10 protein-coding genes are annotated in these 10,486 nt (G+C 69.7%); 7 read left to right on the plus strand and 3 right to left on the minus strand.

Features of this window, described 5'->3' with window-relative positions; genetic code table 11:
• Position 1: 1 nt before the first annotated feature.
• Genes VGJ14_06085 through VGJ14_06110 form a run of 6 tightly spaced genes read left to right on the plus strand, consistent with a single transcriptional unit; the run spans position 2 to position 6,308 of the window.
• The gene (locus VGJ14_06085; GenBank protein HEY2831974.1) at positions 2 to 802 is read left to right on the plus strand and encodes an alpha/beta hydrolase; all 801 of its coding nucleotides are present in this window, start codon (positions 2 to 4) and stop codon (positions 800 to 802) included.
• Complete coding sequence (locus tag VGJ14_06090; protein ID HEY2831975.1) at positions 775 to 1,953, plus strand: glycosyltransferase; 1,179 nt, start codon at positions 775 to 777, stop codon at positions 1,951 to 1,953. Before VGJ14_06085 ends, VGJ14_06090 begins: the two co-directional genes overlap by 28 nt.
• Positions 1,950 to 3,017: a class I SAM-dependent methyltransferase gene (locus VGJ14_06095; GenBank protein HEY2831976.1), complete on the plus strand. Its 1,068-nt coding sequence runs from the start codon at positions 1,950 to 1,952 to the stop codon at positions 3,015 to 3,017. The genes VGJ14_06090 and VGJ14_06095 overlap by 4 nt, the downstream gene beginning before the upstream one ends.
• The gene (locus VGJ14_06100) at positions 3,014 to 4,129 is read left to right on the plus strand and encodes a class I SAM-dependent methyltransferase (protein HEY2831977.1); all 1,116 of its coding nucleotides are present in this window, start codon (positions 3,014 to 3,016) and stop codon (positions 4,127 to 4,129) included. The genes VGJ14_06095 and VGJ14_06100 overlap by 4 nt, the downstream gene beginning before the upstream one ends.
• The gene (locus VGJ14_06105; GenBank protein ID HEY2831978.1) at positions 4,126 to 5,208 is read left to right on the plus strand and encodes a class I SAM-dependent methyltransferase; all 1,083 of its coding nucleotides are present in this window, start codon (positions 4,126 to 4,128) and stop codon (positions 5,206 to 5,208) included. The genes VGJ14_06100 and VGJ14_06105 overlap by 4 nt, the downstream gene beginning before the upstream one ends.
• 2 nt (positions 5,209 to 5,210) lie before the next feature.
• On the plus strand, positions 5,211 to 6,308 hold the full coding sequence (locus VGJ14_06110; GenBank protein HEY2831979.1) for a class I SAM-dependent methyltransferase: 1,098 nt from the start codon (positions 5,211 to 5,213) through the stop codon (positions 6,306 to 6,308).
• A gap of 17 nt (positions 6,309 to 6,325) precedes the next feature.
• On the opposite strand, the gene VGJ14_06115 is transcribed toward VGJ14_06110, so the two are convergent.
• Positions 6,326 to 7,435, minus strand: coding sequence for a glycosyltransferase family 2 protein (locus tag VGJ14_06115; protein HEY2831980.1), 1,110 nt, complete (start codon positions 7,433 to 7,435; stop codon positions 6,326 to 6,328).
• Between the two features lie 37 nt (positions 7,436 to 7,472).
• Here VGJ14_06115 and VGJ14_06120 point away from each other — a divergent pair, with 37 nt between their 5' ends.
• Complete coding sequence (locus VGJ14_06120) at positions 7,473 to 8,513, plus strand: class I SAM-dependent methyltransferase (protein HEY2831981.1); 1,041 nt, start codon at positions 7,473 to 7,475, stop codon at positions 8,511 to 8,513.
• On the opposite strand, the gene hisS is transcribed toward VGJ14_06120, so the two are convergent.
• Both hisS and VGJ14_06130 read right to left on the minus strand, forming a co-directional pair.
• On the minus strand, positions 8,510 to 9,829 hold the full coding sequence (gene hisS, locus VGJ14_06125) for a histidine--tRNA ligase (GenBank protein ID HEY2831982.1): 1,320 nt from the start codon (positions 9,827 to 9,829) through the stop codon (positions 8,510 to 8,512). The genes VGJ14_06120 and hisS overlap by 4 nt on opposite strands.
• A gap of 42 nt (positions 9,830 to 9,871) precedes the next feature.
• Positions 9,872 to 10,486: DUF222 domain-containing protein (locus tag VGJ14_06130; protein HEY2831983.1), on the minus strand; the 615-nt coding region annotated here is incomplete at its 5' end.

Below are 10,486 nucleotides of genomic sequence, written 5' to 3' on the forward strand. Positions count from 1 at the left end.
CATGTCGGAAATCGTCGCCAACGGCATTCGGCTGCACGTGCAGCACCTTCACCCGGTGCCGGCAGCCGAACGCTCCCGGCCGCCCGTGGTGTTCCTGCACGGGCTGGGCATGGACAACATGGCGAGCTTCTACTACACGGTGGCGGGGACGGTGGCCAAGACCGGCGCCGAGGTCCTGCTCTACGACCTGCGCGGCCACGGCGACTCGGAGCGCCCCCGCACCGGGTACACGATGGAGGACTCCGTCGCTGACCTCACCGGCCTGCTCGACGCGGTGGAGATCTCCGGCCCGGTGCATCTGATCGGCAACTCCTACGGCGGCACCATCGCGCTGGACTTCGCGGTGGAGCACCCGGCGCGGGTGGCGAGCATCGTGCTGATCGAGGCGCACTTCAACGTCGAGGGCTGGGCCGAGCAGATCGCCGCCGAACGCGAGCGGGTCGCCGGGGTGGTCGCCGAGATGGGCGAGGAAAACCTGCAGGCCTGGATCCGTCGGTTCGGTCGCAAGGTGGTGCGGATGATGGACGCGCTCACCGACCTGGCCAACCACACCAGCTTCTATCCGGACCTGACCCGGGCCCGGCCCATCCCGGCCGACCGACTGCGCGCGCTGACCTGCCCGATCCGCGCGGTGTACGGCGAGCGCTCGGACGTACCCGACTACGAGAAGCAGCTGCATGACCTGCTGCCGCACGCCTCGCTCACCGTGGTGCCCGGCGTCGGGCATTCGGTGCTGATGGACGCGACACCGGCTGTGCGGGAGATCGTCGTGGGTTGGCTGGCCGAGCAATGCGCTGTCTGATCGTCGTCCCGCCGCTGACCGGGCACATCCTGCCCACGGTGGCGGTGGCCGAGGCGTTGACCGAGCGCGGCCATCAGGTGGCCTGGGCCGGCAATTCCACCTACCTGGGCGGCGTGCTGCCGCCCGGGCGCACCGTATTCGCGGTTGACGCCGAATTCCCCGGCGAACCGTTGTCCTCCCGGCTGGTGCGCTGGCGCGGGCTGCGCGCGGCCACCGCGTTCCGGTTCTTCTGGGAGGACTTCCTGATCCCGCTGGCCCACTCCATGGTGCCCGGCGTGCGCGCCGCGGTGGACGAGTTCGCCCCGGACGTGGTGCTGGCCGACCAGCAGGCGCTGGCCGGCGCGATGGTGGCCCGCGAGCGCAAGCTGGCGTGGGCTACCTCGGCCACCACCACCGCTGAGCTCACCGGGCAATACGAAACCATGCCGAAACTCGGCGAGTGGGCGCAGCAGCAGTTGGCCGAACTCCAGGTCGGCTACGGCGTCGGCGATCCGGTGGATCTGCGCTTCTCCGACCAACTCGTGCTGGCTTTCTCCACCGTGGAGTTGCTCAACCCGCCGTCCCCGCCGGGTGCGCACATCGCCTTCGTCGGCCCGGCATTCGGTGGTCGGGGTACTCCGGTGGCGTTCAACTGGGACTGGCTCGACCCCGATCGCCGGCACGTGCTGGTCTCGCTGGGCACGGTCAACCAGGACTCCGGCGAACGCTTCTTCGCGGTGGCCGCCGAGGCCTTCGGGGCACTGGCCGACACCACGCAGGCGATCTTCGTGATGCCGCCGGGCACTGTCGCCGACCTTCCGCCGAACGTGCTCGCAGCGCCGCGGGTGCCGCAACTGGAGCTGTTGTCGCACTTGCACGCCGTGGTCTTCCACGGTGGGCACAACACCATGTGCGAGGCGCTCGCGCACGGGCTGCCGCTGGTGGTGGCGCCGATCCGCGACGACCAACCCGCCAACGCCTCGCAGATCACCGAGGCACACGCCGGGGTGCGGGTGAAGTTCGGTCGGGTGAGCGCCGGGGAGTTGCGCGGGGCGATCAGCGCGGTGCTGGACGACCCGTCTTATGGCGCGGGTGCGGCGCGTATCCGGAATTCGTTCCAGGCGGCCGGTGGCGCGTGCGCCGCCGCGGCACGGCTGGAGGGCTTGCTGTGACCGAAGAACTCGATGAACGCATCGCGAAAGCCCGGGCCTGGTACGACGCGGCCATGCCCGACGCCGGTCCCGATGCGTTCCTGGAGCCGCGCCGGACCACCTGCCCGTGGTGTGGGTCGCCGGCGTTGCGGATTCGCCTGCGCGGCCGGGATCTGATTCAGCGTAAGCCCGGCCGGTTCACCGTCGAGCAGTGCCGAAGCTGCGGGCACGCGTTCCAGAATCCGCGACTGAACCTGGCCGGGCTGGACTACTACTATCGCGACTTCTACGACGGCCTGGGCGCCGAGATCTCGGAGAGCGTGTTCGCGCTGAGCGCCGAGGACAATCGCAAACGGGCCCGGGCGGTGGCCGCGCACGTGCAGCCGGAGAACTGGTTGGACGTGGGCACCGGGCATGGGCACTTCCCGCACTACGCCGCGGAGATCCTGCCGGAGACGGTATTCGACGGGCTGGATCTGTCCGCCGGGGTGGACGCGGCGGTGCGGCACGGCCGTATCCGCACCGGGCACCGCGGGTTGTTTCCCGACCTGGCGCCGCAGATCGCCGGCGCCTACCACGTGGTGAGCATGCATCACTACCTCGAGCACACCCGTGATCCGCGCGCCGAGTTGGATGCGCTGGCGCTGGTGGTGCGCGACGGCGGCTACGCCGAGATCGAGATGCCTGACGTCTCCTCCCGAGTCGGCCGGGTGTTGGGCTCCTGGTGGGTGCCCTGGTTCCAGCCGCAACACCAACACTTCCTGCCGGTCAGCAACCTGTTGGGGGCATTGGTGGAGCGCGGTTTCCGGCCGGTCAGCGTGCAACGCCACGAAGCGCACTCCACCGTGGACCTGACCTGGGCGACCACCTTCGCGTTCAACAGGTGGGCACCGGATCCGCGCCGCCCGTGGGAACCCGAACAGACCGCTGCCTGGCGCAAGCGTCGCCACGAACTGGCGTGGTCGCGCGCGTATCCGCGCGCGGCCAAGGTCAGTCATGGCCTGGACGTGGTGATCGACCGGGTACTGACCCGGCTGGATGTGGGCAACGCCTACCGAGTCATCGCCCGCAAGGAGGCGCGATGACCGAGGTTGGCTGGGCAGCGCCGCCCACCGATGCGGACTTCGCCCGTCTGCGCGCGCCCTACCTGGCCGAGTTGGCCGAGGGTTGGCAGCGTTTTCTGCAACCGGCGGCCACGGCCTGCCCGTGGTGCGGCTCGACGAAGCTGGCGGTGCGCACCCGGTTACCGGATCTGGTGCAGCGCAAGCCGGGTCGGTTCCGCTTCGATGTGTGCCGGACCTGCGGGCACGTGTTCCAGAATCCGCGGCTGAGCCCGGAGGGCCTGGCGTTCTATTACCGCGACTTCTACGACGGCTTGGGCGCCTCGACCACGCAGGCTGTCTTCGCTCAGCAGACCGAGATCTACCGCAGCCGCGCCCGTGCGGTGGCGCCATTTCTGACGCCTCGTCAATGGCTGGACGTGGGCTGCGGGCACGGGCACTTCGCCAAGGACGCACAGTCCATCTGGCCGCAGACAGCGTTCGACGGCCTGGACTTCGGTGACGGCGCGCAGGAGGCGGCGCGGCGTGGCTGGTTGCGCACCGCACACCGCGGCGAGTTCGCCGAGCTGGCGGGCGACCTGACCGGGCGCTACGACGTGATCAGCATGTTCCACTACCTGGAGCACCTGTCCGATCCGCGGGCCGAGTTGGCGGTGGCCGCCCGGGCGTTGGCTCCCGACGGGTACCTGTACCTGGAGCTGCCCGACCCGACGTTCCTGCTGGGCCGGGCATTGGGGCCGATGTGGACCCCGGGCCACACGCTGCAACACCTGCACCTGATGCCGCTGCCCAATCTGCTGACCGCCCTGGACGCCGCCGGGTTCGTCCCGGTGAACGTCGAACGGGGCAGCGCGCACATACCCATCGACCTGACCTCTGCAGCGATGGCCCTGGGGACCCTATTGGGCCCGGACCCCCGGCTGCCGTGGCGCCCCAGAAGCACCAAATCTGCCGTCCGACGCCACCGCACGGTGTGGCGGGCCGCCCCACCGGTGATCAAAGCCGCTTACGCCACCGACCGGAAACTGGCACCGTTGTTCGCAGCGGCCGGGGTGGGAAATGTGTATCGGGTATTGGCCCGACGCGCGGTTCCCGCGGACAGGATTGGCCCCCAGAACAGGAGCAGCACAGCATGACCACGCTGGAGCAGAACCCGAGCCCGGTCGCCCCGTCCGATGAGGACTTCGCCGCGGCCCGCCCCTGGTACGCCGCGCAGATGGCGGCAGGCGTCGAGCGGTTCCTGGAGCCGCGCCGGGACACCTGCCCGTGGTGCGGGTCGGACCGGCTGCGCAACCGGGTCACCACCGGTGACCTGATGCAGCGCAAGCCCGGCACGTTCCACATGGACGAGTGCCGGGTGTGCAAGCACGTGTTCCAGAACCCGCGGCTCAACATCGACGGGCTGAACTTCTACTATCGCGACTTTTACGACGGCCTCGGCGGGTACATCACCGAGCAGATCTTCGCCGTGCACACCGAGGTGTATCACTCCCGCGCGCGCATGGTGACCCCGTTCCTGACGCCGCGTCGCTGGCTGGACGTGGGCACCGGATACGGCCATTTCTGCAAGGACGCGAAGACCATCTGGCCGGACACCGTCTTCGACGGCCTGGACATGGGTTCCAGTGTGGAGGAGGGGCAGAAGCGCGGCTGGCTGGACACCATTTACCGGGGCCAGTTGCCCGACCTGGTCGAGGAAGTGGCGGGCAAGTACGACGTGGTGAGCATGCACCACTATCTCGAGCACGTGCGCGACCCGCGGGCCGAACTCGACGTCATCGCCCGGGTGGTGGCGCCCGGCAAGTACCTGCTCATCGAGGTGCCGGATCCGACCTCGTTCACCGCGAAGATGTACGGCACGTTGTGGACTCCGTACTACCAACCGCAGCACCAGCACCTGGTGCCCGCCCGCAACCTGCTGCAGGCGCTCACCGAGCGCGGATTCACCCCGGTGCGGGTGCAACGCAAGGAGGCGCATTTGCCGGTCGACCTGACCTGTGCGGTGCTTTCCATGGTCAGCCGCATCTCTCCCGACCCGCGCTACCCGTGGTTGCCCGAGCCCACCGAGGCCGCCTTCCGGCGCCAGGCACGCGTGTGGAAGGTCACCCCGAAGCTGCTCAAATGGGCCTGGTACGGCGACCATTGGATGGCCCCGGTCATCAAGGCCTTCGACGGCGGCAACGCCTACCGGGTGTTGGCCCGACGGAACTCCTGACGATGACCGAGCAGGCGATGGCGGGCAGCGTCGACCCGGAGAACCTGGACGCGGAGTTCAGCTCACGGCGGCCGGTCTACCAGGCCGAGATCGCGCGCGGCGTCGAGCGGTTCTTCTCCCCGCGGCGGCGCACGTGTCCGTGGTGCGGCTCACCGAACCTGAGCACCATCCTGCGCACCGGGGACCGCAACCAGCGCAAGCCCGGCATCTTCAAGCTGGACCGCTGCGGCACCTGTCGGCATGTGTTCCAGAATCCGATGCTCAACCCCGAGGGCCTGGATTTCTACTACCGCGACTTCTACGACGGCCTTGGCCGGGCGATGATCGAGGCGGTGTTCGACGCCCGGACGGACATCTATCAGACCCGGGCCCGGCAACTGGCACCGTTCTTCGCCGACGGCGGCGGCCCCAAGTCCTGGTTGGACATCGGCGCCGGATTCGGGCACTTCTGCCGCGATGCCCGCACGGTCTGGCCGGACACCACCTTCGACGGCCTGGACCAAGGCCTGGGCGTGGCCGAGGCCGCGGAGAAGGGCTGGATCGACACCGCGCACCGGGGCTGGTTCCCCGACCTGGCCGCGGAACTGATTGGCCGTTATGACGTGATCAGCATGTTCCACTACCTGGAGCACGTACTGGACATCCGCGCCGAGCTGGACCTCGCGGCATCGGTGTTGCCCTCCGGCGGCCTGCTGCAGATCGAGGTGCCCAACCCGGAGTCGCGGCTGCGGGTGTTACGCGGCTGGTGGGTGCAATGGTTCCAGCCGCAGCATCTGCACTTCGCGCCGCTGCCGAACCTGCTGGCGGCGCTGACCGAACGCGGGCTGCGTCCGGTGTCCGTGCAGTTCGCCGAGTCGCACATCCCGGTGGACGTCACCTGCGCGATGTTGTCGATGCTGGCTTGCGCGTCCCCCGAGCCGCGGCTGCCGTGGCGCTCGGCGCGGCAGGGGAAGCTGCGCGACGCCTGGCACACGGGAGTGTGGACCAAGGCCTGCCCGAAGCTGCTGCCGCTCACCTACAAGGCGGACGCGGCGCTGACGCCGATCGTGCACCGCACCGGGGACGCGAATCTGTACCGGGTGCTGGCGCGCAAGGACTAGCTGGATTTCCCGGCAAGTTAGACGGCACGGCCCTTCCAGGTGCGCAGGTTGCGCTTCTGCCGGCGGCGGGACTCCACGATCAGCCCGACGGACATGACCCCGGCCACCGGGTGGGTGAACGAGTACGGCAGCGGCGGCTCACCGAACCGACGGGCCAGCGTGATGCGCGTCGCGGCCACGCCGAGATAACCGGCCAGCCCGACCCGCGACCCGCGCAACGCCGCGAGGGCCGGCAGCACATGCAACAGCAACACCGCGCCGCTGACCTCGGCGACCTTGCGGGGCGTGTTCACCCATTCGCAGAGCCATTTCGTGTGGCCGTCGACGAGTTCGCGCGCCCCGGAGTACATCCGGCAGGCGGCCAACCCGGTACCGTCCACCGCTGCCGCCTTGCCGCCGCTGCCCAGCACCGCGAACAACATTCCGCCGTCGTCGAGCACCGCCTGCTTGACCGCGGCGTGCCCGCCCGCGGCCCGGTAGGCATCCGCGTCGAACACCAGGAACTGCCCGTTGGCCACCACCGTCGGGGGCAGCCCGGTCTCCGGGTCGATGTCCGAGGACATCGTCGCCATCAGCGTCCAGTTGACCAGCGGCTGGTAGATCCGCTCCGCCGCCGATCCCATGACCTGTCGCGGGAACGGGGAGAGCAACCCAAGTTTGGCCTCGCGCAGTTGGGTGACCGAGGCGGCCATGGCGTGCGGCGCGAACTCCACGTCGGCGTCGACGAACACCAGCACGGACCCGGTGGCGGTCTCGGCCAACTGCATACAGGCATGCGGCTTGCCCTTCCAGCCCGCGGCCAGCGGACGACCGTGCAGCACCCGCAGCCGCGGGTCGCCGTTGGCCAGCTTCGTCACCAACTCCCCGGTGCCGTCGTCGGAGTTGTCGTCCAGCACGAGGATCTCCAGGTCCGCCACCCCGGTCTGCGCCAACAACGACAGCACCGTCGGCGCGATCCGGTGCGCCTCGTTGCGCGCCGGCAGCAGCACCGACACGCGTTCAGTGACGACCGGCGGATGTTCGCGGGGCCGCTGCGCGCGACCGGCGTTGCGGAACACCTTGACCGCCTCGGCGATGGCCAGCGCCGAACCCAGGGCGACGGGCAGCACGGCCGCGCGGATCCTCACCGCGGCACCGTACTCGACGGATGGGCACACTGGTGGCGTGACCACCGATGCCCGCGCCCGGTATGCCACCGACCTCGCGGCGGGCGTCGCCCGGTTCTTCGAGCCGCCGCGGCGGACCTGTCCGTGGTGTGCCTCGCCCCACCTGAGTGGGCGCATGCGGACCCCTGACCTGATTCAGGGCAAGCCCGGCGTGTTCCGGCTGTCGCGCTGCCGGACCTGTCGGCACGTGTTCCAGAACCCGCGGCTGAGCTTGGAGGGGCTGGACTTCTACTACCGCGACTTCTACGACGGCCTCGGCCAGTCGGTGATGGAGCCGGTGTTCGACGGCGGCACCGCGGTCAACCACGCCCGGGCCCGCGACGTGCTGGCGGTGACCACACCACAAAGGTGGCTGGACGTGGGCACCGGCTACGGCTACTTCGCCAAGCACAGCCGGGAGTTGCTGCCGGACACCGTCTTCGAGGGCCTGGACCTGGGCAGCGGGGTCGAACTGGGCGAACAGCGCGGCTGGTTGGACCGCGGCCACCGCGCCCTGTTCCTCGACGTGCTCGACTCATTTGCCGGCCGCTTCGACGTGCTGAGCATGCATCACTATCTTGAGCACACCCGAGATCCGCGGGCCGAGCTGGACGGTGCGGCCCGAGTACTCAAGCCCGGCGATCATCTGCTGATCGAGATGCCCGACCCGGACTACAACCTCGCCCCTGCCTTCGGCCGCTGGTGGTTCCCGCTGCTGCAGCCGCAGCACCAACACATGATTCCGCTGCCCAACCTGCTGGGCGCGCTGGCCGAACGCGGCTTCACCCCGCTGCGTATCACCCGCGGCGCCGCGCACATCGGCATCGACGCCACCTGGGCGCTGGTGCAGTTCTTCGCGGTCATTGCCCGCGACCCGAGCCTGCCGTGGCTCACCGAACCGGAGACGCCGGCCCGACGCCGCCGTCACGAGTTCGTCTGGCAGCGCCTGGCGCCCAAGGGTTTCGCCGCCATGCACAGGGTGGACGCCGCGCTGACGGCGATCGCCCGGATCACCGACAACGCGAACACCTACCGCGTGCTCGCCCGCCGCACGGGTTAGTTCGCCGGCCGCCAGGCCGCGGGGTCCGCCGCGGTCTGTTCGCCCGACGCGAGGTCCTTGACCTCGTGCGGCTTGCCGTCCTCGAACGGCGGGAACCACACGTACGGGATCAACTTGCGGGAGGCGTAGCGGATCTGGTTCCCGATCTTCGCGGCCTCGTGGTAGGTCTCCACTCGCAGGCCACGGGCGCGCAACGCCGCCGCGGTGGCCAGCGCCGCGGGTCGCCGGTCGGCGGAGGGCACCACCACCAGCACCTGGGTGGGCGACTTCGGCCCGTCGGTGAACGCACCCTCGGCGACGAACTTCGCGAACAGCCGGGACAGCCCGATGGACATGCCCACGCCGGGCAGGTCGCGGCGGATGAACTCCCCGGCGAGGTTGTCGTAGCGGCCGCCGGAGCAGATGCTGCCGAAGCCGGGGGCGTCGGTGAGCGTGCCCTCGTAGACGGTGCCGGTGTAGTAGTCCAGGCCACGCGCGATGGACAGGTCCGCGACGATGGTGCCCGCGGGCAGGTCGGCGAGCTCGCCGAGCACGTAGGCCAGCTCGGTCAACCCCTCGTCCAGCAGGGCGCCCGCGGAACCCAACCCGGCCACCGTGTCCACCACCGAGGCGTCCGTGCCACGCACCTGCGCCAACGCCAGGCAGGCATCGATCTGAGCTTGCGTCAGGTCAAGCTCGGTGGCGAGCAGCTTGCCGACCGCGTCCGGCCCGATCTTGGCCAGCTTGTCGGCGATGCGGATGACGCCGAGCGGGTCGGCGATGCCCAGCCCGGTGTAGAAGCCCTGCAGCACCTTGCGGTTGTTGATGCCGATGCTGAACCCGCCCACCTCCAGCTCGCTGAGCACCTCGGCCACGATGCGCGGCAGCTCGGCGTCGAAGGTCAGGGGCACGGAGTCGACGTTGATCACGTCGATGTCGCACTGGGTGAACTCGCGGAACCGGCCCTCCTGCGGCCGCTCACCGCGCCACACCCGCTGCATCTGGTAGCGCTTGAACGGGAACACCAGCTCGTTGAAGTGCTGGGCCACGTAGCGGGCCAGCGGCACGGTGAGGTCGAAGTGCAGCGCCAACCGCGCGTCGGCGTCGCCGGACTCGGCCTGCAGCCGGGACAGCGTGTAGACCTCCTGGGAGGTCTCCCCCTTGGCCAGCAGCACTTCCAGCGCCTCGACCGACGGGGTCTCCAGCGAGCAGAACCCGTAGCGCTCGTAGGTGGCGCGGATGCGGTCCAACCAGGACTGCTCGACCCGGCGCACCTCCGGCAACCACTCCGGGAACCCGCTGATTGGAGCAGGTCGGACGACGCGATCGCTGGCCAAGACTGCTCCTTCGGGCGGACGGCACTCCAGTCTAGGAAGGTCTCACTCCCAGAGAGCGCCGACCGGCAGTGGTCGCCAATGCTGGTTTCGTCGCGGTGTTCGTGACGGGTCGATCCATGGTGGTGGGATCACTTGTGGGTGTCCGTCTGCGCCGAGTTCGGCTTCCCAGTCGTGGTGGTGGATCGTGTCGTGGTGGTGGTCGCAGAGCAATACCAGGTTGTCCAGGTCCGTGGGACCCCCCTCTTCCCATGGGATGAGGTGGTGCGCTTGGCACCAGGCCGCTGGGCGGTCGCAGCCGGGGAAGATGCAGCCGGTGTCGCGGATGACCAGGGCCGACCACTGGCCCGGGGTGACGGTGCGCCGGGTGCGCCCGACGGCGAGGGGGACGCCATTGCCGTCGATGCGCACCGGGGTGATCTTCGCGTCGCAGGCGATGCGTTTGATCGCCGCCGCGGTCAGATCCTCACCGGAACCGGTGAGGCCGAGGCCGCGGCTGGTGCGCAGGTTCTCCTCGGTGATGACCACCAGCAGATGGGCGCGGTTGCCGCGCTGCCGGGGCAGCTGGTCACCGCGTAACGCGAGACCGACCAGGTCGCTGATGGCATCGGCGCGGCGCTGGGAGGGTAGCCGCGGGTCCGCCTCACCGTTCTGGGCGGG

The organism is Sporichthyaceae bacterium, assembly GCA_036493475.1.
Lineage (GTDB): Bacteria > Actinomycetota > Actinomycetes > Sporichthyales > Sporichthyaceae > DASQPJ01.

Bases quoted from the DNA above. Each gene is read 5' to 3' on its own strand.
- VGJ14_06100 (HEY2831977.1), top strand. From the start codon at position 3,014: ATGACCGAGGTTGGCTGGGCAGCGCCGCCCACCGATGCGGACTTCGCC.
- VGJ14_06085 (HEY2831974.1), top strand. From the start codon at position 2: ATGTCGGAAATCGTCGCCAACGGCATTCGGCTGCACGTGCAGCACCTT.
- VGJ14_06105 (HEY2831978.1), top strand. From the start codon at position 4,126: ATGACCACGCTGGAGCAGAACCCGAGCCCGGTCGCCCCGTCCGATGAG.
- VGJ14_06110 (HEY2831979.1), top strand. From the start codon at position 5,211: ATGACCGAGCAGGCGATGGCGGGCAGCGTCGACCCGGAGAACCTGGAC.